Below are 22,960 nucleotides of genomic sequence, written 5' to 3'. Positions count from 1 at the left end.
GCGCAGGGTCAGACCAGGGCCAGTCCGGCGATCGGGACGAGACGGGTGTAGGCGGCCAGCCCGGTGTTCCAGTGTGTGGCCCAGACGTTGCCCCTGCGGTCGGAGACGATCACTTCGATGTCGTTGGCGCCCTGGCAGCAGGCGCCGTCGACCGAGGCCACGCGTAATGGCAGGTTGGCGACCACGGGCTGGCCGCCGATGGCGGTCAGCGCGGTCCACACGCCGGTGCCCTGGTCGAACGAGGTGCGCAACAGCTCACCGGTGGCGGCGACCGCGAAGGCGTCGATCACGGTCGGTGTCCGGCTGCAGGCGGCGATGGCGCCCATGGGTTCGAGCGCCGTCGCGGCTCCGCCGACAGCCTGGGTGGCCGCGGACCAGTCCGCGTTGCTCGTCCACGAGATGAGCTGCAGCAGCCAGGGCTGGGTTCCGTCGGCCCGCCCGATGAACAGTACGTCCAGGTGGTTCGCGTCCCGGCTCACCACGGCCGGATTCGTGAACGGGTGCGCGCGGACCGTGGGGGCGCCGATCTGCCGGGGAATGCCCCACTGACCGGGTTGTAGTGATGCGGTCGTACGTACCAGGCCGTCCCCGCCTACCCAGAACAGGTCGAGCAAGCCGGCTCCGCGGCTGACCGCCGTGTGCCGATTGGTCCGGCGTACCTCGGTGGTGGCCGATGCTCCGGTCTGCGTGGTGAGGGGCGTCAGCGCCGACCAGGTGTGCCGGTCGCGATCGCGGCGGGCGCCGGCCAGCCGACCTGTGGTGTCGTCCACCACGAATACCTCGACAGAGGCGTCGGATCGGGTGGACGACGCCACCCCGGGGAGCGGGTCGATGGAGAAGCCGGCCTGCGCGAGCGTACGGTGCTGCCAGGTGCTGCCGCCGGGCGCGCGCCGCAGCACCTGGACGCGCCACACGTGCTCGGCCTCGGCCGCCGCGAAGCCCAGGGCGATCAGCAGGTCCGCGCCCGCCGCCGTGCGCACCGCGGCCGGCTGGGAGAACGGGTTCCACTGGTACGGCAGGGCGGCCGGAACCAGGTCGGGATCGCGTACATCGGCCTGCCCGGCCGACCAGGTGACCCGCACAGGGCGTCCGCGCCGGATCGCGTGGATCGCGGCCATGGCCGGGTTCGACGGGGTGACGGCCACCCGCCCGCCGCGTATCTCGCCTGGCTGGTTGCGTCGTTCCGGGAAGGACGGATCCGCGACGACCGAGATATCGAGGTCGGGCCGGAACGGCCGGAACGGTTGCACGGGGAAGCCGACCACCGGGTTGTTCAGCAGTGGGAAGAGCAACTGGGTGTCGAAGGCCCACTGCCGGATCAGCGGATCGGGATCGGCCGGGTGCCCGACGGCCTGGTCGCTCTCCAGGACCAGCTGGTTGCGGATGACCTGCCAGGCGTTCGGCAACGGTGGCGGCGGGTTCCCCGGCGGGTTGGGTTGCAGGCGCACGTTCCACACCAGCAGCCCCGGGCACTCCTGACGCAGGGTGGGGGATACGGTCCGCGGTGCGTACAGGCCGGGCCGGTATCCGAGTTCGGCGAGCCGGTGGAACCAGGCGCGGGTGTAGGTGATGCCATCGGCGACGACCGGTGCGGACCGTTCGTAGTCGAGGTAGATGACGCTCCCGACGGGCACCCCCGCCGCCTGGGCCTGCGCCACCGCGTTCTCGGCATTGGTGACGCCCATGATGTTGCGCAGGTCGAAGGGGCCTTGCGCGTCCCACAGCCCGGTGTTGTTGTTGTGGTGGCCGTTCGCCGGGTCCTGCTGGCCCCAGTAGATGACCAGCACCCCGAAGTGGGGGGTGATCTGCGCCCAGGCGGACATCCACGCGTCCGGTGCACCCGGAGCCGGGGCGTTGCCGGCTCGGTTGTGCCCGTTGCTGATCTGTCCGAGTACCTCGCCCTGGGGCACGTTGGGTGCCACCACTTGCTCGGTGCCCTGCGCGAACGTCGGGGAATCCAGATACAGGCCGGTCCACATGATGTTGGAGTCGGTCCAGGCGGTGTCCATGACCTGTCGGCGGGGATAGCGGCTGATGTCCATGCCCGGATAGCGGATCATCGGCCGCTCCGGCACGCGGGCCTTGCGCACCGACCGCGCGGCGACTCGGTGGTCGGTGCGTACCAGCCGGGCGACGTCGGTCTCCTGGGTGGCGATCGGGTCGTCGTCGGCCAGGACGACGGCCAGCAGCAGCCAGCCGGGCCGGTCCCAGTGCGGCCCGGCGAGTGACACGTCGAAGACCGCGACCTGAGGACAGGACGGTTCGATCGTGGCGGGAGCCTGCCTGAACTGGTTGGCCCGGTCGGCGTACTCCCACGATGAGCCGGCCAGCCAGGCGCCGCGGGCGGCCGGCGCCAGGGCGCGGTCGGCGAGCAGGGCGGCGGCCCATCCGGCGGGCAGCGGGGCGGCACCGGTGAGATCGCGGCTGGCCGGCCACCTGGTCCTGAGCAGCGCGACCGAGACCCGTGCGGCCGCGATCGGGTTCCAGTGCCTGCTGTGCACGACGACCTGCACGCGGGCGAGGCCGTCTCCCGTCGCGCAGGACGCGGGTGCCCCCTTGGGCCAGCGGTCCGGCTCGTCACGCAGGTAGGCGGCCAGGTCGGCGTGATCGGGAGGGTCCAGGTCGTACGGCATGGCGTTGCCGGCGGCCACCCGGTCCCAAACGTGCTGCGCGGTGGCGTTCGCCGGAAGTGCCGGCGCCAGGGCCGCCACTCGGGCGGCCAGTGCGGGAGCGATCGCCGGGTCCCAGATTCCGTCGGGATCCAGCTCGGCTCCGGCCGCGGCCAGTGCGGACTCCAGCAGCCAGATGTCGTGGGTCGCCGATCCCGGACCCACCGGCAGCGCGACCGGGTTCGCGACGGTCGCCATCGGCTGTGGCGGTGGTGCCGCGGGGGTCCGCCAGATCCGGATGTCGGGGGAGGCGTCCAGCCGCGCCTGCCCGCCGGCCGCGGTCAACGGGTCGGCGGGCCCGCCGGACGGTGTCCCGGTGAGCCTGTCGTCGTGGGCGTGGGCGCGGAGGTAGACCTGGGGTCCCTGTGCGCGGCCGTCCAGTGGGATCTCCCACACGCCGCGCCCGATGAGCGCCGCGCGCAGGAGCCCGTTGCGCAGCGCGAGGTCGACGCAGGGAGCCTCGGGAAGGCCGGTGGAGAAGTGGTCCCACTGCCAGGCAGGGTCGCTGCCGGTGAAATCCCCAGTGCCCCGCCACACTCCCGCGTCGGTGCCGAGGTACACCGTCTCGGGGTGATCGGGGTCCACCGCGATCGTGTGAACGGGCGTGTCACGCTCGAATCCGGCGGGCAGCCAGCGGCCGCTTCCGTCGAACCACCACAGGTGCCGCTCGTTCCCCGGCCCGGCGGTGCCCACATACAGGGTGCCCTTCCCGGTGCCGGCATCGTGTACGGCGAGCGTCTGAAGGGGCAGGCCGTCGGGGATCTGCCCGGAGGGGACCTTGCCCTTCCAGTTGCGGTGGACGGCCGCCTGGTCGTACAGGTGGTCGGCCTGGGGCGCCCACGTCCCGGTCGTGGGGTCCCGGTCGAACAGGTAGACGCTGGTCCTGGTCAACGCGTAGAGCCGGTCGGCCGTCCCCCAATATGCGGCCAGGACGGCGCCGTCCAGCCGGTCGAGGAGGCGGTCCGGGGCCGCCTGCCGGGCCGGGTCGAAGGGGTCGGCCGCGGTGGGAAGGGTGACCCAGCCGGACAGCGCAGTGTTCTCCGCGGCGCGGAGGGCGGCCGCGTCGGCGTACCAGATCCGGTCGGTGCCAAGAGCCAGTTGGGTGCCGCGTGGACTGTCGTCGTCGAGGAAGAGCGCGAGCCGGCCGGTCGCGGCGGCCGCGTCGGTCTCCTGTCTGTGTGCGTCCTGCCAAGCACGTTGCCGGGCGGCGGTGGCGCCCGCGGCGGCTCGCGTCAGATAGGGGAGTTCCTTCCAGGTGCGGCCGCCGTCGGTGGACCGCTGCCAGCGGCCATTGCCGACCTGTGCGTACATTCGCGCGCCGCCGTCCGGGTCGGCCGCGACACCGCCCCGCGCGCCGGGCAGTGCCACCGTCCACGTTTCGCGGTCCAGCGGGCGCAGAACGCCGGTTCCCGGCGCGGTGGCCAGCAGGAGGTCCCCCGAGGCGGCCGGCCCGAGGGCCGTGACCCGGGCTGCGGCCAGGCCCGTGTTCCGCGCCGTGAAGCTGCCTCCGGCCCCGTCGGTCACGGACCGGAAGAGCCCGCTGTCGCCCGCCACCCACAGGTGGGGCACGGAGGACAGCCACGCGAGTGCATGGACGCCCACCGGGATCCGGTCGCCGATCCATTCAATGGGCGAGACGAAGGTGAGCCCACCGCCGACGCGGGTGATGGCGCCCTTGTAGAGGGCCGCCTGGCCACCCTCCGCCTGGCCGCCGACCACGATGAGGTCTGCGGTCACCGGGTGCGCGGCCAGGGCCATACCGTACGGGTCTTCGTCGAGGACGTCGCCTCCCAGCATGCGGGGCGGCAAACCGGTGACGATCTCGGCGGCGGCGCCGTCCACCCGCCACAGCCGTGGCCCGTCACCGAGCACCCACACGACGGCCGGGGGTCCCGCGGCCAGCCGGATCCGGGTCATGGGGGTGCTCGCGGCCTGGGGCAGCGCGATCTGCTGCCAGTTGGTTCCGTCGGTGGTCCGTGCGAGTCGGCCGTCCGGTGTGGCCGCGTAGAGGGCGCCTCCGGACGCCACCACGTCGCAGACCTCCCCATCGCCGAGCCCGGTGTCGCGCGCCTCCCACCGTCCGCCGCCCGCGCGCCGACGGTAGAGCCCGCGGCTGGTGGCTGCCCAGACGACGCCGGGTGTCGTGGGGTCGAGTGCCAGGGACCGGACGGCCACGCCCGCGTCCTCGATCGTCTCCAGCCGCCAAGGGTCGGCAGCGGCCGCTCCGGTGGCCGCGACCGCCGCGGCGGGCCCGGTCGCGACCCGGACACCGACGCCTTGCACGGTCCCGGTCTGCGCCCCCGGGCCGATCGGCGGCCGTTCGCCGGTCCCCACATAGACCACGTCGGTGGCCGGGGTGTCCCACTGCACGGCGATGGCTCCCACGGTGAGTGCGTCCGCGTATCGGGGACGGCCGTCGGCGTCGCGTACCGAGGCGTACAGGTCGAGAGCGATCCAGTGGTCACCTTGGTCCGCGCTGTACCAGAGTCCGCCGAGGGCGCTGCCCGCGTAGATCCGGAGGCCGTCCGGGCTGACCGCGAGGGCTCGGAACCGCCCGGTGACCCGGGGCCGCCCGGTGGCCGAGCCGCGGACGACCACGGACGGCCCGACCTGGGTCCACTGCCCGGCCTGGGGTGCTGTGGGGTCCGGCGGGGCGGCCCGTACGGGGTCGCCGGAGGGAACGCGGGCCGGGGCCGTCATGGCGTGTCCTCCTGGGGGTCGAGCTGCTGCACGCGGATCCAGCCCTCCTGTGCGGTCGAGGGCAGGTCGGGCAGGTAGGCGGTCTGGGTTGCCGCCACGATCGGGTCATCGCGCCAGGTCAGCGAGGTGTCCCGGCGGGTGAACTGCTGGCCGTCGCCCAGCCCGGTGATGGCCGGGAGCCGGACGGCGGTGGGGTCGACGAGCACCGGGCCGACCCGGAACGAGGGCGACAGCCGCAGGAGGGCGGGGTGGAACCAGTCACGGGCCAGCGCGAGCGCCTTGCGTGGCAGTACGCCGCAGGTGGCGTGCACCTTGCCGCCGGGATGCAGCAACAGGGTGAGCCGCGCCGTGTGCCCGGGGCGCAGCGCCACATCGGTGGGCCCGGCCACGTACGGGTGGCGGATGGGCACGACCGCGGGCGGCTGCCGGGATTCCGCGCCGAAGACGGCCAGTTGGCCGCGCAGCCGTCCGCTCACCCTGGCCTGGGTCCTGACTTCGGACGCGACCAGCCGGATCTGGCTGTAGTCGTCGTCGAGGACGTACCCGAGCAGGCCGTCGTCGGTGCGGGTCAGCTCGCCGAGGCGGACCGCGACGGCTCGGGCGGCGAGCTCGGCGTACGCCCGGGCTCGGGCCTCCCGCGACGGTTCCGGTCCGTGAACGAGCGCGTCGAGGTCGTCCAGTACGTCCAGGCGCAGTGTGGCGCGGACCACCGCGATCGGGCGGCCCACGAGCCCCGCCACCGCCCCGGTGCCGACCGATCCGAGTGGGTCGACCGTCCACAGGGTGGTGTCGATCGCCCGCAGGAGGGCCGAGAGTGCGCTGTCGGCCCCCTGGCCGCTCGGGTCGCGGCGGGCCCGCGCGTCCGCCTCGACCAGTCCGGCGGCCAGCCGGGTGACGTGCCTGGCGCCGGGATCGGCTCCCGGATCGGGTGGGCCGCCCGCGGGTCCCGGCAGTCCAGGGGCGCTCTCCCAGACCACGGCGCCGGTCAGCTCGTCGTGGCGGAGCTGGCCGAGCGGGGCGCCCGAGGGATCGAAGAACTCCATTGCCTCGTCGACGTGGTCGGGCAGCAGCCAGCCGGCCACCGGGCTGACCGCCTGGTCGGGGTGTTGCTGGTCGACCCGGGCTTCCACGTCGGGGTCGCCGTCCGGGACCTGGGGATCGACGAACCGGAAGGCGAGCCGGCCGGGCCGCTGGAGGCGTGGCGGCACGGTGAGCGAGGGCGGTCCGGCCGGGTGCCGGTTGGCGGTGGCGATCTCGGCGGCGGCCAGCCGTTCCGCGGGGATGTCCAGCCACCGGCCGAACGCGTCCACGACGCGCAGCCGGACAAGCGTGGCCGCGCCGCCGGCGAGGAGCAACGGCAGCTCCCGTGCGAGCGGCTTGCCGAGGGGAGTGCCGTCCGCCGCGATCCGGACCCGGGCCGCGTCGTGCGGGTCGAGTCCCAGCAAGGTCTCCCGTATGCCGGACAGTGAGCCGGTGAGCAGGTCCGCCCCGTCGGCGGCGGCCGCCGCCGCGGCGAGCGCCTCTTCGTGTTCCTCGCCCACCTGGTTGTGGCCGGATTGCTCGCGCGCGTCCTCCTCGGACAGCCACCGCCGTATCCGGCCGGCCAGAGCCTTGGCCGTGGCGGAGGCCAGCAAGGTGCGGCCGCGGAGCACTCGGGACGAGGAGGGAGCGACCGGGTCGGGGTGGGCGCTCTCGAGGTCGATGGGGCCGAGCTGCCACCGGTCGAGGCGGTCGTCGACCCGTAGTTCGAGTTCCCAGTCGCACCACAGGGGCACCCACGGCTGGGCCCAGCGTGTCACCCCCACCGGGGAGACGTCGTCGCCCTCTTGGAGCGAGGCCCGTCGCAGCACGTCGGCGACGTGGTCGTCCACCTCGGGCCGCAGTCCGCGGGACGTGGGTCGCACATGCCGCAGCGCCAGCTCGGCCCGGACGCGCGCGCCCACCGGGCCTTCGTCGGCCTGGGCGGTAGTGGTGGCCCACTCGGTGATCTCCCGCCAGCGGTAGGGATCGGTCAGCACCACTTCACGGAGCAGCGCGTCGACCTCCGCCGGCACCGCGCCCGACCCCACCGACCGCAGTCCCGTCGGCAGCCTGCCGACGCCGAGCAGGCCGTACAGGCCGCTGACGACCTGGCTGGGCAGCCGGCAGGCGAGCAGTCCCTCGTGGGTGAACGACCCGTCGCCGCCGTGCCGCGGGGAGCGGGCCGCCCCGCGCAGCACCAGCGCCGGGTCGTTCGGCACGAACGAGCGCGGGGCCGGCACGGCGACGTCTCGGTAGGTGCGCGGGGCCGCGGTGCGGGAGGCGGGGAAGCGGCGGGACAGGGAGTCGGCCAGGACGGAGTGCGACGAGCGGGGAACCAGCCTGGACCTGAGCGATCGCTCGGCGCGCGCGGTGGGCCCGCCCGCGTCCGGTGGGGTCTTGACCGACGGCATGGGTCCGGGCCGGTCGCCCGCCATGATGTCGCCTTCGGCGATCCGGTCGGGCCGGGCGCGCGACCCGCCGGACAGTGCGGTGAAGCCGCCCGCGTGCCGGTCCTCGTCGACCGCGGCCAGCCCGCCCGGGGTGTCGATGGTTTCCAGCAGGCCCGAGGCGAAGGCCGCGAGCGCGCGCTCGGTGGAGACGCGCTGTTCCCCGTCGCCGTCCGCGAGCAGGGCGCCGAGCGCGCTGAACGACGACGGGCCGAGGGCGACCTGGACGGCGTGCGGATCGGGCGCGAGGTCGGGCCCCGTGCTCAAGGCCAGGCCGAGCAACGAGCCGTGCAGCAGGGTCTGGCGTGGCATGGCCGGGCCGCGGGCGGTGACCTGTTCGGCCGTCTCGTCCAGGAGTGTCTCGGGCGCCAGGGTGATCTCGGTGCCGTCGGCGGCGGTCCGGCCGGTCTTGGCGATGGGCGGCGAGTGCAGTCCCACGGTCGCGCGGCGGTCCCGCTGGGCCGTGCGCTCCGCTGCGGATTCGGCCAGCGCGGCCGGCTCGGGCGCGAGCCAGCCGAGCCAGGCCGTGCGCTCGTGGTACGCGCCGGTGGAGGTGCAGTCGTGGAGGGGGTCGAGAGCCGGATCCGACCACCAGCCGGCCACCAGGTAGGAGAGCGAGGCCGCCGCGGGTACCCCGTCGAGGTCGTCGTGGAAGGCGAACCGGTTGATCACGGCGTCGTAGGTGGCGGCCCAGGCGGGGTCCCCGCCCGCGACCGCGGTCAGCCGGTCCTGCGTGATCACTCCGTCGCCCGGCGCGGCCGGTCCCGGGTCGGTCCATCCGGCCAGATCGGTGCTTCGGCCGCGGTCGGACTCCAGGATCCATGAGCGGGTGTCGGCCGTGCCGTGCGTCAGTCGTACGACGATCCAGCGGTCGGGCAGCGGTGGCAGGCCGGTCGGATTGCCCGCCGGGGCGGATGTCTCGCGTGCGGTGCCCGCGTCGCCCTTGGTGAGGCCGTCAGGCATCGCCCAGTGCAGGTGCACGCCCGGGGCTCGCTCGACGGGGTCCCCGAATGGCTCGGGGGGCACCGGCAGCACCGCCTCGTCCGGATCGCCCGGCTGCGACACGGGCACCACGACCGCGGTGGGGACGGCGCTCACCCCCGAACCGGCCGGGACGGCCAGGGCCCGGACGTCGATCGGGACCAGCAGCCGGTCGTCGCGTGGCAGCGCGGGATCCCATGAGGTCACGGCGTCGAGCCGGAGCCCGGCGCGGGCGAGCGCGGCGAAGCGGGGCGTGACCATGGCCTCGGCGATCCGCTCGAGTGGGATGTCGGTCATGGGCGGGTCCAGGTGCGGATGGTGCCGATGCCGATCGTCGGCTGGAAGAGCGTGGCGAAGGGGACGGGTCCGCCGCCGGCTGCGGTGCCGAGTTCGGGGTCGCCGAAGACCTGGCGGAAGGGGAATTGGAGCATCTCCATCGCGAACTCGGCGCTCTGCACGCCGGCCGCTTCGAAGTCGTCGACGTGGGTCGCCGGTTGCGCGGCGATCCGGCGGGCCAGCTCGGCCACGCCGATCACCCCGGGCGCTCCCTTGCGGAACGGCACGGACACCTGGTGGAGGCCGGCCGGAGACGGGTCCACCCGGTCCAGCCGCTCGGCCGTGGTGACGTCGCGCAGCGGGATCGTGGCCCCGGCCGTGCCGCTGGCGCCGGGCACCAGGTCGACGCCGAACTGGATGCCCTGCCTGGGCTCCTCGACGTGCACCACGGCCGGTATGCCGTCGAACAGGCAGAGCAGCACCGCGGGGGCGAGCCGTTCCAGGCGCAATAGCCGCAGGCGCCGTGGGTCGTCCTCGTCGGTCCTGCCGTCGTCCGGGCCGACTTCCTCCCGGTAGCCGCGTACGTGGAGGGCGGGCCAGCCGGAGACGGTTCGTGAACGGAGCAGGAATCCCGTGATGGTCTCGGCGGGGGCGGCTCCCGGCGGGTCGCCGCCGACGGCGCGGATCTTCCGTTCCTCGGCGTCGATCTCCCGGCGGATCGGGGCGTGCAGGGCCTGGACGTCCTCGCGGTCCAGGGTGGTCACCGTGCCCACCGACAGACCGCCCTGCACGAGTGAGTCGGTCCACTCCCGGTCCAGGTAGAAGAGGCGGATCGACTCCGGAGGGAGCAGGGCGCTGTCGGCCACCAAGTGGGCGAAGGGCACTCCCTCCAGCAGTCGGAGGCGGGCCAGCCAGCCGCGTACGGAGTCCGGCAGGATGCCGCCGGTCGGGGTCGCCTCGGCCTCGTCGCGGTGGGCGCCGACGGCGGTCGCGGTGGCTTCCAGCAGCAGCGGGGTGTTCAGGTACGCGGCTCTCATGATCCGGCGCCCTCCTGCCAGACGGTGATGGCGCGATCGGACAGCGCGTCCCGCGCCAGCTCAGTGACGGTGTCGAGGGCCGCGTCGCGCAGTGGGGCGAACTCCCGCTCGGCCACCTCGGTGAGGGCCCCGAGTCGGGTCGGCTGATCGGTGACGGGCACGGTCAGCCCGCCGTCGCCGGCCTGGCCGGTCATGATGAGCGTCTTGACCAAGTCCCGCGACAGTCCGAATCCGGTGGCGAGCAGTTCCACGAGATCGGCGTCGTCGATCTCCTCGACGGGCCGTCCCGGGTCGACCGGAAGGCGGACCGGGCCGAGCCGGGCGGCCTGCTGGTCGCCGAGCCCTGTGATGACCTGCAGTCCGGCTCGGGCGCCAAACCTGGGGGTGACCTTGCCCAGCGAACCCAGCAGGGGTTCCCGGTCGATCAGCACGGCCCGGCGGAACCGCTCGAAGCCTTCCTTGCGCCAGTTCAGCAGGGCCGCGACCACGCTCGGCTCGGCGAGCGCGAGCAGCCGTCCGATTTCGAACGCGACCGCCAGCGAGAGGTTCTCCCGGCCGTCCGGCCCGATCCGGCGGGCCTGGTCGCTGGCGTGCAGCAGCGGGAGTCCGCCGTCGGCGTCTGGTTGTTCGCGGGCGACCGGACGCGGGACGAGCGGGCCGCGGTACCAGATCGTGCCGGCCTCGCCCGCGCGGCTGACATGGCCGAGCGCGACGTGTCCGGTGTCGAGTACCTCCGGGGCCGGACGGGTGGAAGGTGGCGGGGGTTTGCCGGTGCTGGGCGGCTGCGCGGGCAGCGTGCCCAGCATGCCGACATCCAAGCCCTGCATGAGGGACTGGAAGTCGCCCGCGCCGGTGCAGGTGAACTGCCAGTGGGCCAGCACGGGGAAGGTGAACTGCCGGGCGGGTGGATCAATGATCGACATATCGACCGTGTGCATGGCGCCGACCAGGTGCGCGGTCTTCGTCGGCGGCGCCGTCAGCCGTGTCGCGCGGTTGGTGGCCGCCCTCGTCGACCAGGCGTCCGTGACGGTCATCGAACGCGCGGACGAGACCGCGGCCGGGCCGTCCGCCCCCGGCCGGGCGCTGTCGACGCGGGAGCCGTACCGGTGGGACAGCTCTCCCGCGGACAGGGCGGCGTTCTCGTAGACGAAGGGGGTACGGAACGCGTCGGCCGGGTTCGGTTCGATCTCGGCCGAGTCGGGAAGGACCGCGTGCTGCCCTTCCAGGGAGATCAGGCAGGCCCGGTACCGTACGCCCGGCTGCGGCAGCCGGTTGGACAGGACGACGGCGAGCCAGCCGTCGTCGTCGCCGAGGGCCAGCTCGGTGTCCGAGAGGTCCACTTGGCGTACATGGGCGAGCAGCGGCAGCTCGTCCTTGGCCGGGAACACCTTCCGGACCACCGTCTCGGTGACCACGACGCAGTTGCCGGTGGTGGCGTCGGAGGTTCCGGAGAGCACCACCCCGGGGGTGACGCATTCGGTGACCGGCCGGGCCGTGCGGAACTCGCACTCGGCGTCCGCGAGAACGACCAGGGCGAGCCAGGGGAGGCCGGGGACGTCACCGCTGCGCTCCCAGGGCAGGGTCCGCCGCTTGAGGACGATCTGGGGCAGGCGGGAGCCGAACGCCCCCTCGGCCTGGTTGGGCGGAAACGTGGAAAGTACCTGGTCGGGCGGGAGCGTGAAGCGCGGCGCCGTGACTTCCAGATGACGCTCCAGCGTGTGCGCGGAGGCGCCGGGCGCGGTGATCGTCTGTGTCAGTCGTACGGTGTACGGACCGGCGGGCAGGTCCGGTACGGCCTTGCTGTGCAGCACGAACGTTCCTGGAGTGGGCATGGTCACCGACCTTCCTGGGGAGTCCAGCGCACCCGGGCCGTGCCCCGAGACGTGGTGATCAGCCGGGCGAGGGTGCCCGCGAGATCGCGGGCGGCCAGCGCGGCGGCGAGTTCGGACGCCGGGCCATGGCTGCCGAGAACGCCGCCGAGGTGGAGGTGCTCGCCACTGGCCACGGTCACCTCGACCGGCAGCCGCCCGTTCGGCCGAATGCCGTAGACGGCGATGGACCGGCTGCCGGCCACGATGATCCTGACCGGCTCGGCCGTACGGCGTGCACCCGTCAGACCGAGGTCGAGCACATCGGCTCGTTCGTCGTCGATCCCGGACGCGGCCTCCAGTACCACGGCGACCGCGGTGAGGCCGGCCGGGAGCCGCGTTGTCACGATCGAGTAGCCGTGTACGGCCGCCGCCGCGGTGACGAACGCGGTGTCGGCGGGGCCGCCCGGTCGCCGGGTGGCCGCGGCGGTCGAGGTGAGCGCGCAGCCGGGCCCCAGCAGGGTACGGGCGCCGACCTGGGCCAGCCGGGTGCCCGTGTGCCATCCGGGGGCCCCGTCCAGCGAGCCGCCGCCTATGAGGGCGACCCGCTCGGTCCGCTTCGGCAGAGGTACGGTCGCGCCCGCTCCCGTGCCGTCCAGCGCCGTGACGTCAAGAGTGACTGCCCCGACGGTGTCCAGCGCGACGACCCGCACCGGCAGGTCGCCACTGACGACCAGAGCGGGCCTGGTGTCCTTGATGTCGTAGTGGGCCTCGGGCGCGGTGAGCACGACGACCTCGCCGGGCTGCAGACCGGCGCCCGCGTCGTGCAGCGCTTGCGACCAGGTGTCCATGCGCTGCCGCCGCCACGGGAACTGACCCGTCCGCCGGCGGATCTCGCCGCCGGATCCGGCACGGCCGGTGGCCGGCACGCGCCCGGCGCCGACCACCGTGCCCGTCACGGCCCCGGCGGTACGCCGCGCCCCTGCGGCGGCGGCCGAGGGAGCGGCCGTCACCAGGCGTACCGCGTAGCGGGGGTCGAGGCCGGCCTGTACGTCGCCCGGCCGGGGCGGGACCGTGCGGGGGAGGCCCGCGCCCGCGTCGCCGACCGTGGTCCGGGCGCTCGGCGTTGCCGGGAGCGGAAGGGAGGACGTCAGCACGGCTTCGACTCGGGGAGGCCGTGCCGTGGTGTCCACTTCGGGCGGGGGTTCGGGTGTCGAGCCCGGAGGAACCTCCGCGGCGGGGAGCGGATCGGCCTGCATCCGATGGGCCAGCGGGACGAGTTGGGGCGGCGCCACCCGGCCCTGGGCGAAACCGGCCGCGGCGAGTGGGGTGAGGGGCACGCCGTGGACGCCTCCGGTCAGCCACTCGCGCGCTGTCTCCAGGACCGCGTCCGCCGTTGTCGGGGCCTGCTCCACCGCCGCCGCCGCCGCTGCCACGTCCTGGGCACGGTCCTTACCCGCGGCCCGCTCGGCCAGGAAGGGGAGCTGATGGCGCGGGCCGATCTCCACCTGGGCGTAGTCGATCTCCACAGTGCCCGGGGAGACGGTGGCCTCCGCCGTCAAGGTCACCCCGTTGACGGCCGCCACGGTCTCCCCGGTGGGTACGGGCCTGGGCTCGCTCTGCGGCTGCGGCCCCCACACGCCCTTGGGGAACTGTCCGATGATCGGCGCGGGCGCCAGCGTCCCCGCGTATTCCACTGCGGCGGACGAGGTGACGGAGACCGACAGGGTGGAGGTGACCGCGGGAAGCTGCATGGGCCCGATCGCGAGGACGACCGGGAAGGGCGGGCTCACCGGGCCCCCCGCGTCGACCGCGGAGGTGGCCGCGGTCGTGGTGACGGTCAGGACGAACTCGGGGAGCAGCAGGTACGGGTCCCGGGTTCCCCCGGTGGGTGGCTCCCCGGCCGTCCCCGGCGGCAGCGTCCCCTTGCCCGGCACAACCGTCAGCACCTCGGCGTTCCCGGGCCGCAGGTATTTGGTGTCGAAGTCGGGCCAGGCCAGCTTCGGCGTGGACCGGTCGCTTGGGTCGCCGAACGTGATCGTGGCACTGGTCACGTCGAGGTCGATGGTGGCCTTCCCATGGAACTCGGGCCCCTCCAGCTCGACGTCGGCGTGCAGATGAACGGCGATGGTGATCCTGATGTGACCGAACCAGCCCAGGTCGACATCGATCGTGATGCCGGCCCCGAGCTCGGCGTACGCGGTGACCTGGAACCTGAACGGATCGAAGAAGACGATCGCGTCCGCGCCCAGCCGCAGATACGCCCACAGGGGCCCGGCCGTCAGGGAGGCCTCGAACCGGGTCCCCGCCATGATCGCCTCGGAGGTGAGCGCGAAGTAGCTTTCCCCCTTGATCACCAGGATCGAACTGACCGTCCACACGAAACCCAGCCGCGGCACCACGGGGTAGCCGTCGCGGTGGAACGAGGGGTGGTAACCGCCCATCGTGAGGACGAACTCGCCGGCCTTGTCGCCGGAGAACCACATGACGTACGCGAACCCGCCGGTCAGCCGGCAGTCCCTGGTGAGCAGGAACGAGTTGTCGGTCAGCTGGGCCTGCACCCACAGCACGCCCTCGCGCGAGGAGAAGCGGGCCACCAGCGCCAGTTCGAGCTGTACCAGTGGGAAGTCCGGATTGGGCAGTGCGGCGCGGGCCAGACCGATCAGGTTGACGTCCAGCCCGTCGCCGATCACGACGCCGACCACCGCGATGCCCTCGACCAGGGTGAACGAGGTGAAGGACAGTCCGGCGGCGAACCAGAACGTGCCGCGCGACGGCGGGAAGTAGGCCCGCAGGGCGTCCAGGGCGGTGTCCGGGTCGGCCGGCGGTGCCCCGGCGTCCAGGGCCCGCAGCAGGGGATGGGCGGGGAAGTCGTTCACATCGGCGGGGAGCAGCATCTGCCGGTTCACGCCCACGCCCGCGCCGATTCCGGTGACGAAGAAGGCGGGCGGGCCGCCGATCGGGGCGTTCAGCGCGCCGAAGACGAACAGCGAGGTGAACTCGCCCTGCGGGTCGGTGACCACGCCGTAACCGCCGTATGCGGAGATGCCATAGACACCGAACCTGATGCTGATCATGCCGAGGTAGTCCGGGAGCGCGCCGGGTGCTCTGCGCAGGCCGCCGGAGACGACCACTCCGGCGGTGTCCGCGGCGACGCCGAGCCCGGCCAGTCCGACCTCCCAGGACTGCGGGTCGTACAGGGGCGGGTCGCCGGGGGACTGAGGCCAGCGCGCGCCCAGTGCGAGATCGTCGACCGACACCGCCAGGCCCAGCAGGGAGATCCGGCCGTCCACCATGACCTGAGCGGCGATCACCCGCTCGCCCGAACGGGTGACCCCGAATCCGACCTGCTCGATGTAGACGGGGCCGAACGAGCGCTGGATGGGGAGCCACCACGGGCCGTCGCCCGGGCCCGCGCGCAGCGCGAACTCGGCCGGATCCGCGCCGTGCCGCTGGACCGCGAAGGCCGGGCTGAACTTCGGCTCCGGTTTCCGGTCGCCGTCGGCCGCGTCGCGCAGGACGCCGGCCGCGACGGGGTTGCTGCCGCCCGTCGCCGACCCGAGGGGGATCCGCAGGCCGGCCAGTTCCACCTGGCCTCCGGCGTCGGTGACCCCGTCCTGCGCCGTCACGGTCACCAGCGTGTGCACCGCCACCGAGTCCACGGCGAGGAACGTGTCCAGGAGCGGTCCACGGGTACGGCTCACCCGCAGGCCAAGGCCACGTACGGTGATCCCGAAGAACGGGTCCGGTTTTCCGGCCTGGACCCGGAGCAGTTCGACCACCAGTCCGTCCGGGGTGTCCGCGCCGGTGATCCAGGTGTCGTCCACTTCGACGTCGAGCGTCACGTCTCCGTCGGCCAGCGTGTACCGCCCGCCCGGAGGAAGGGAGACCGCGATCCCGAAGACCTGGTCGGAGTCGCTCAGGTCGCGGCGCGACAGCCGTACGATCAGGGGATCGACCGGCAGCGCGGGGGAGTGCGCCGCGATGGTGGAGGCCAGTCGGAGCAGGCGGGCCAGGAGCTCGTCCGGGTCGAGAACGCCGCGATCCAGCGTGCCCTCGTGGGTCAGGACGACGTCCTCCAGCAGTTCGGCGATGGTCGGCCCGCCGAGCACGACGTGGCCGAGCAGATCATGGACCTCCTCCGTGGCCAGCGCCAGGTCGACCGCGGGGGGCAGCAGGAGGGCCGCCGCGACCTCGGCGAGCGATCCGCCGGTGGCCTCGACGGCGAACGCGGCAGGCGGCCCGAACCGGAAGACGCCACTCAGCGTGCGGGTGGAGTCCGCGGCGAGTCCGACCGCGACGCGCGCGTCCGAGGCGGGCCCGATGGCGATCTCCGCGACCGGCGCGAGGGTGATCGGCCCCAGGCCGAGCCCGGCGGCCGGGTCGGCCGCGAAGGTGACGGCCGCTTCGGCCAGGCCCGCTGGGGTGATGGTGATCGTCGCGCCGAGTGTCGTCCCGGTCAACGGTCGCAGCCCGGTGACGGCCCCGGTGACCTGGACTCCGGTCGGGACGCCACCTGCCGGGACGGTCAGCCGGATCTGTCCGACCGGGGCCGTGAAGACCAGCTCGGTGCCTTGCCTGGCCAGCGAGTACCCGGTGGGCAGTGCGGGCGTGAGCAGCCCGGCCAGCGCGTCGAGCGCGGCCGGCAGGCTCCCGGCCAGCCGTGTGGCGAGCTCCGGACCCGGGCTGGCGGCCAGCGCCTGAATCTGCGGGCCCGAGAAGTGGCCGCTCACCCTTAGCCCGGTGGCGTCGCCAAATGCCGCGAGGGTGTCCCCCACCGGGCGCGCCGGGTGCTCTGGTGGGAGTGCCGCGACCGCGTCGAGAACCAGCGGCAGCGCGTATGCCACCGCCGCGGTGCCCAGTTCGGCCAGACCGGGGCCGTCGGGCAGCAGCGCGAGATCGATGCCCCTGCCCGGCATGACCAGCCGGGCCCCGAGGCCGGAGGTGCCGAGAGTGAGGGCGATCCGTCCGGCCGAGTCGAGTGGTGAGCCGTCGGGCAGCGCGAGGACCAGCTCCGCGACGGGGCCGGCCGGAAGGGTGGCCGTGCTCAGCCCCAGCCCCAGGGAACCGGTCACGCGCAGCCCCGCTCCGGCCACCGGTTCGGTCAGGCGCAGCGTGACCGTGGCCCGGCCGTCCCGGTTCTCCGCGGTCAGTTCCAGGCCGTACGGCAGGGTGAGCGTACCCGGCCGGGGCTGGCGGAAGCCGAACAGCGGTGCGAGCGCGTCCAGTACGGCTCCGGCTCTGGCGGGGTCGGCGCTTCCGAGGATCGCCGGGTGGGTCAGCCAGTGCCCGGGATCCGTCACCAGGCCGAACGGGACCGTCACCTCGTCCGACTCGGTGAGCAGCCCGAGCACCCGCAGGGCCGGATCGGCCAGGGCGACCGCGCCAGGGTCCAGCGAGCGCAGGAACGTGACGCCCGCCCAGAGCAACTGTGCGGGCACCAATGCCGCGATGGTCCGGTGGAGTCCGGCCAGATCGGGTACCGGAGCAAGCATGACGGACTGCGGCTGAGCGGCGCCCGCTCCTTCGAATTCCAGCCGTACCTCCGCGGCGCCGGCACCGGTCACGTTCAGAAACAGCACGGGGCGTCCGCCGGGCATGCCGCCGGGGCCGAGCGCGGCGCTCAGCTCGGCCCGCAGCGTCCCGTCGGTGCGCAGCTCCAACTCCCCGGCCAGGGCGGCGCCGGCGTCGATGGCCAGTGCCCCGGCCCGGGCGAGGACGGTCCTGGCCACGAGATCGGCCTCGAATGTGACGCCGTCCAAGTCGAAGGCGAGCCGGGCCGGCTGAGCGGCCGACGGGAGCGGGGTGCCGAGCAGGCGGGCCAGCGCGGTCGCCACCCGGCCCGCGTTCGGCGGGGCCGAGACGCCTGCGAACAGCCCGCCGGGATCGACCAGCAGGTGCCGCAGACCCTCCACCGAGAACCCCGCGCCGGTCATGAGTCCCAGCGCGTCCATGAGTTCAGCGAGCGCGCGCACCGGCTCGGCCGTGGACCGTCCGATCGCCTCGGCCAGCCGACCGGCCAGGATGAGCGCCTCGGGCAGCAGCGGATCCCCCGAGCCGTCGTAGCCGATGACCCAGCGCCGCTTCGCCAGCCCGAGGGCGCAGGCCTCGTGGAACACCAGCCTCGCGGTGGCCGAACCGGCGGCGGGCAGGTCGACCTCGATCGTGGCCCGGCGCAGCGACGGGTGCCGTGCCACCCCGGCGGGCCGCGCGGGGTCGGGCCCGCCCGCCAGCCAGCCGCCGGTGCGCCCGATCCCGATCCGGGCCCGCAGTCCCGGCGCTGCCCCGGTCAGCGCGAGGTCGGCCGTGATGTGGATCTCTCCGGGAACGGCGGGCGGATCCAGCGCGACACCCAGCCCCATCCCGAGCCCGGCTCCCGTCGTCGGCAGTGGGGTCGATTCCTCAAGACCCGCGGCGACCACGGCGTTGATGGACTCGATGACGGAGGCCGCGTCGCACCGGCCACGCACGCAGTGCAGCTCGACTTCCGGCGGAACGACGGGCGGCGGCGAAGGGGACGTCAGATCGGCGAGCGGCGCGGTGGACTCCGAAGCGCGCAGCAGTGGTGCCAGCAGGCCGCGGGCGCGCGTCAGGGCGGGCGGCTCCGGCCGGTTCTCGTCGAGGGGCGGCAGCAGCGCCGCGAGCAGGTTCAGGGCCCCGGCCACGGGCTGGGACTCCAGGACGTCCAGGCTGATGCCCCCATGGGGGGTGCCGATGGTGACCAGATGGGTGACGCCCGGACGGCTCGCCACAGCGGCCGCGGCGTGGCCCGCGGCACCGTACCCGATGACCGTGACGGGCCCGGCGCCCGCGATGCGCGCGCTGACCGCGTCGACGGCGCGGGCCAGCCGGTCGGCCTGCCGGGCCGCACCGTCGTCACCCGGTGCCGTCACCGCGTCGGACCGGCTCGGCAGCAGCACCAGCCACGGGCCGTCTTCCTCGGCGAGCAGGCCGATGTCGAACGCCTCGGGGGCGAGCCCGGCGGCACGCAGGTCGGTCACGTGGTCCGCGGCGACACCCGGCCAGGATTCGACGCCGAGCGGGCCGGACACCACGACCGTCCCGGCGTCGAGTGTGATCCCCGGAGGCAGGCCGGCCGTGGGCAGGTCCGTGTGGGTCACGCCGGGGAGGTCGTGGACGTAACCCTGGGGGAGCGCCGCGTCGGTGGAGGGGACCAGGCCGTCGGTGTCCGTCCAGCGCGCGACGAGCGCGGCCAGCCCGGCGGCTGTGTCACCGCGATCCGAGAGCAAGTCGGCGAACACGTCGCTGCCCGCGGCTGCGGCGGCCAGCGCCGCCGCGATCTGTTCGGGCCCGGCGCGGCCGTCGAGTTCGCCCGGACGGAGCATGTCCGCGGCGTCGGCGGTGTGGCCGGCCCACAGCAGCAGTTCGGCCTTCAGGGCCGCGGCGGTGGGGGTGAGTGCGACCGCCAGGGGCGCGGCGGCGTCCCCGCGGCCGCGGAGCCCGCCGGAGGACAGGCCGGGTCCGGCCGGGCCGGTGAGGACGAGCGCGAGGGCCGTGGCCAGGTCGGCCACCCGGCCGGCCCGGACGAGTTCGGCGATCCAGCCCCGTAACGCGCCGACGGGGTCGTAGGCCAGGGACTCGGCCGGGAGCCGGGCCGTCACCGCGCGCTCGGCAGGCAGCCAGCCGAGCAGCCGGACCAGTTCGTCCGCCCAGGGATGGCCCAGGCGCCGCATGAGATGCCCGCTGAGCAGTTCCAGGCCGCGCCACGGGACGTCACCGGCCAGCGTGCCGGACGGCGTGAGCCTGGGCAGCGCGAGCGCGACCTCCTCACCGTCGATCACGCCGCGCAGCCCGGGCGCCACCAGTCCGCCCGTGAGGCCGTCGCCGGGCGTCCAGCCCGCCTCGACACCGATCCGGTCCACCACGATCGCCGCGGTGGGATCCCCGATGCGCACCGGAATCCCGCCGCGCGCGCCGAAGACCAGGCCCACCGACACGCCCGGCAGCGCCTGCCCGCCGGTGCCGTTGAACGCCACCTCGGCCAGCCGGGCGACCAGGGTGAGGGTCACCGTGGGACAGCCGCCACCCAGGTCGATGGTCTGGGCATCGACGGCCAGGCCGAGGGTCAGGTGGGTGTCAGTGGTCCAGGCGACCACTGACACCAGGGCGCCGTCCTCTTCCAGGGGCAGCCGCCACGGGTCTTCGGCCTGGCCGATCCCGGTGACCGCCGCGCCGGAGAGACTGAACAGATCGCCCAGCGCACCGAGGAGGGCGGCGTACCCGGCCCGGTTGGCCTCCAGCACGCCGGAGTGGTAGGCGACGACTGCCCCGACCGGATCGGCGAGCAGATCGGGCAGGGGGGTGAGGGGCACGGGCCAGGACGGCTGGCCGGGGGGCGGGGTCACCCCGAGCAGCACCCGCACCGCCGTACCGGCCGGACCGAGCAGATCGAGGATCTCGCCGGCCAGGTCCCGCAGCGCGGTGTCCGCGACATCGGCGAGTGTCTGCGTGTTCGTCAGGTCGAGGACGGGATAACGGTGTTCGCCGAGTTCCACGTCCAGCGCCGCCAATACGAGCGCGGCGCGCCGGTCCTCGCCGAGGGTGAGCCCGGCCCGTAGCGCGCCGAGCTTCACGGCCTGGTCGACCAGCCGGTCCGCGGGGGGAACCCTGCCGTCCGGGCCGGGGGACGGCCCGATCCGCCCGGTGACCGAGGCAGCGGGCAGCCCCGTCACCGAAGGGGTCCCGCCGAGCGTGACCCGGGTGAGGGTCGCGGCCACTTCCAGGCCGCCCGGCGGCGTGCCGGTGGCCGCCAGCGCGCATTCCAAGCCGAGGTCCACCACCGGGACGCCCCCTGCGTCCCGGGCCGTCCGTACCACCGCCGCCACGGAGATGCCGCCGCCCACAGTCCAGCGCACCCGGTGCGGCAGACCGGGGCCGGCGGCCGCTTCCACCGTGGCGCCGTGACCGGCGAGCGCGGCCAGGTGGCCCAGCCACGCGGCGACGGCGGACGGATCGGCGATCAGGTCGTCGAGCCAGTCGCGCCAGGCCGCGACACCGTCGGTCAGCAGTCCGGCGATCGGCAGCGCGGGGATGGCCGGGTCCGCGCCGATCCCGGCCAGCGCGAGCAGCTCGGCGAGCTCACCCGACGCCTCGGCGACGGACTGCCGGACGATACCGAGCACCGTCTGCAGGGCCTCCTCCCCGCCGGCGAAGCCGAAGTCGGCCGGTTCGGCCTGGCCGGGCAGCCGCAGCCCGCGCAGCGTCACAGACAAATCGGGCGCCGACCCGTCGGTGGCGACCTCGGCGCTCAGGTTGATCCCGTCCAGTGTCTCGCTCGCGAAGGTGACCGTCGCGTCCACGGCGATCCGGCCGGTGCCCCTGGCGATCGGCACGGTCACCGGGCCGTTCTCGGGGATGCTCAGCAGCGGAACGTACGCGGTGACCTCGGCCCGCGGATCGGCCGCCGTCAGGCGGGCACCGACGCCCAGTTCGACCGGCCCGTCGGCGGCCGCCGTCAGGACCGCGTGCAGTGCCACGCCTCCCTCGGCGATCAGCGGGATCCAGCGCCTGCCCGCGGCGTCGCGGAGCGGCGGTGCGCCCTGCGCCAGCAGTTCGTCCGCCGCGCGCAGCAGCGCCTCGCGCTGGCCCTGGTCGCGCAGCATCCGGCCGACACGCGCACCAGGATCGGAGAACCATTGCGGGTCGAACTCCCCGTCCGCGCGCACGAGTCCGATCGCCGTCGCCAGGTCAAGGAGCGGTCCGAGCCCGGACACCTCGAAGCTCACCGGCGCCCCCTGTCAAACGTGTGCGGCGCCTGCGCGGTGACCGTGAACTCCTTGGCGGAGACCACGAGCGCGGCCGGCAGCAGAGAATCGTGCGCGTCGTCGACGCCCGAGGCGGAGGCGAGACCGGCCGCCACATCCACCAGCGCCCGCCAGGAGGTGGCCACCAGTTGCTCGCCCCAGCGCTCGACGACCGCGGCGGGCCCGCGCGGAACAGGCTCGGTGGCGGCGACCATGCCCAGCGGCGCACCCGGGCGGCCCACCGCGAAGGCCACGACGACCTCCGCGTCCTTGGTCTGCTGGGTGTAGACGGGTATCCCGACCAGTACGAATCCGTCCCGCAGTACGGTCCGCAGCTGCTCGGCGCGCACCAGCAGCTCATCCTCACCGTCCACCCAGACGACCGCGCCCCCACCTGCCGCGTCAGCGAACGCGACCCTGTACAGGTCGGCAGCCTGCGCGTCGTCCAGCGTGATGTCCGGCCCCACCTCTCCGGGACCCAGGCCCGTGGGGAACGCGTCGGGACTGCGGCGGCGCAGCTGTTCGACCAGCCGACGGCACTCGGGATCCACCGCGCGCCCGACTACCGCGCGCCCTGATCGTTCGCCTTGCTCTGGCTCTCTTTCCACCATGAAAGCCTCCAGAATGCCAGAATTGGCGACCTTTCAGATATTCCTCTCTGTCTGCCCACCTGTCGAGACAGACCTTCGAATTCTCGGGAAACGGTTCGCATGAGTGGTCCGCAGTCCTGAAGTGCCGGCCGTGGGTGGGGACATGAGAGGGCGGGGCGGTATCGGGGTGGACGGCATGCCTGCGGCCCAGCGGTAACGAAGGGGCTTGGGGAGGACGTCGTCGTCACTCGGCCGCCACGTGGTCCGCCCGCTTGCCCCCGGGTCGTGGGGGGCATCGCGTCCTCGTACCGCGGCAGGCCCAGGTCGGTCTTGCGGGTGATCGCGGGCAGCGAGAGGCGCCAGCCGAATCCGAAGGGCCCGTTGCCCGAGCCCGAGTCGTACGACAGCGACAACCGCGGCCCGAAACCGGACCGCCCCGGGCTGGTCGCGATCGGCACCGACAGGATCCCCGTCCCCGTGACGGGACTGGCCGCGAACTTCTCCCCGATACCGCGGATCGCCCTGCCGCCCTTGGACAGAGAGACCGAAGTCGGCGACAGGACGCGGGACTCGGCGGGGAGGCTCTCCCGAGCCGCACCCGCGTCCCCCAGTGAACGATCGACCATGGCCCCCCACGCCCCCGTCACCCACGTCGTGATCAAGAATC

The 22,960-nt window shown here is 74.1% G+C and carries 7 protein-coding genes; all 7 read right to left on the bottom strand.

Annotation, left to right across the window (positions count from 1 at the left end):
• Window positions 1-8: 8 nt before the first annotated feature.
• Genes ABT114_RS40390 through ABT114_RS40360 form a run of 7 tightly spaced genes read right to left on the bottom strand, consistent with a single transcriptional unit; the run spans window position 9 to window position 22,919 of the window.
• Window positions 9-5,369 (bottom strand): glycoside hydrolase domain-containing protein, encoded by a 5,361-nt coding sequence (locus tag ABT114_RS40390; protein WP_351149303.1) that lies wholly within the window; start codon window positions 5,367-5,369, stop codon window positions 9-11.
• On the bottom strand, window positions 5,366-9,115 hold the full coding sequence (locus ABT114_RS40385) for a hypothetical protein (protein ID WP_351149300.1): 3,750 nt from the start codon (window positions 9,113-9,115) through the stop codon (window positions 5,366-5,368). The genes ABT114_RS40390 and ABT114_RS40385 overlap by 4 nt, the downstream gene beginning before the upstream one ends.
• Window positions 9,112-10,131: a hypothetical protein gene (locus ABT114_RS40380; RefSeq protein WP_351149298.1), complete on the bottom strand. Its 1,020-nt coding sequence runs from the start codon at window positions 10,129-10,131 to the stop codon at window positions 9,112-9,114. Before ABT114_RS40380 ends, ABT114_RS40385 begins: the two co-directional genes overlap by 4 nt.
• Entirely contained in the window at window positions 10,128-11,963 is a 1,836-nt protein-coding gene (locus ABT114_RS40375; protein ID WP_351149295.1) for a hypothetical protein, read from the bottom strand. The genes ABT114_RS40380 and ABT114_RS40375 overlap by 4 nt, the downstream gene beginning before the upstream one ends.
• 2 nt (window positions 11,964-11,965) lie before the next feature.
• Window positions 11,966-21,685, bottom strand: a complete 9,720-nt coding sequence (locus ABT114_RS40370; RefSeq protein ID WP_351149292.1) for a DUF6603 domain-containing protein — start codon at window positions 21,683-21,685, stop codon at window positions 11,966-11,968.
• Window positions 21,682-22,314, bottom strand: coding sequence for a hypothetical protein (locus ABT114_RS40365; protein ID WP_351149488.1), 633 nt, complete (start codon window positions 22,312-22,314; stop codon window positions 21,682-21,684). Before ABT114_RS40365 ends, ABT114_RS40370 begins: the two co-directional genes overlap by 4 nt.
• On the bottom strand, window positions 22,266-22,919 hold the full coding sequence (locus ABT114_RS40360; RefSeq protein ID WP_351149289.1) for a SpvB/TcaC N-terminal domain-containing protein: 654 nt from the start codon (window positions 22,917-22,919) through the stop codon (window positions 22,266-22,268). The genes ABT114_RS40365 and ABT114_RS40360 overlap by 49 nt, the downstream gene beginning before the upstream one ends.
• Window positions 22,920-22,960 lie beyond the last annotated feature (41 nt).

It is taken from the genome of Streptomyces sp. NPDC002088 (assembly GCF_040296605.1).
Classification (GTDB): domain Bacteria; phylum Actinomycetota; class Actinomycetes; order Streptomycetales; family Streptomycetaceae; genus Streptomyces.
The sequence above is the reverse complement of the archived record's forward strand: the minus strand, read 5'-3'. Positions and strand labels throughout refer to the sequence as shown.

Bases quoted from the DNA above. Each gene is read 5' to 3' on its own strand.
- ABT114_RS40380 (WP_351149298.1), bottom strand. From the start codon at position 10,131: ATGAGAGCCGCGTACCTGAACACCCCGCTGCTGCTGGAAGCCACCGCG.
- ABT114_RS40375 (WP_351149295.1), bottom strand. From the start codon at position 11,963: ATGCCCACTCCAGGAACGTTCGTGCTGCACAGCAAGGCCGTACCGGAC.
- ABT114_RS40360 (WP_351149289.1), bottom strand. From the start codon at position 22,919: ATGGTCGATCGTTCACTGGGGGACGCGGGTGCGGCTCGGGAGAGCCTC.
- ABT114_RS40365 (WP_351149488.1), bottom strand. From the start codon at position 22,314: ATGGTGGAAAGAGAGCCAGAGCAAGGCGAACGATCAGGGCGCGCGGTA.
- ABT114_RS40390 (WP_351149303.1), bottom strand. From the start codon at position 5,369: ATGACGGCCCCGGCCCGCGTTCCCTCCGGCGACCCCGTACGGGCCGCC.
- ABT114_RS40385 (WP_351149300.1), bottom strand. From the start codon at position 9,115: ATGACCGACATCCCACTCGAGCGGATCGCCGAGGCCATGGTCACGCCC.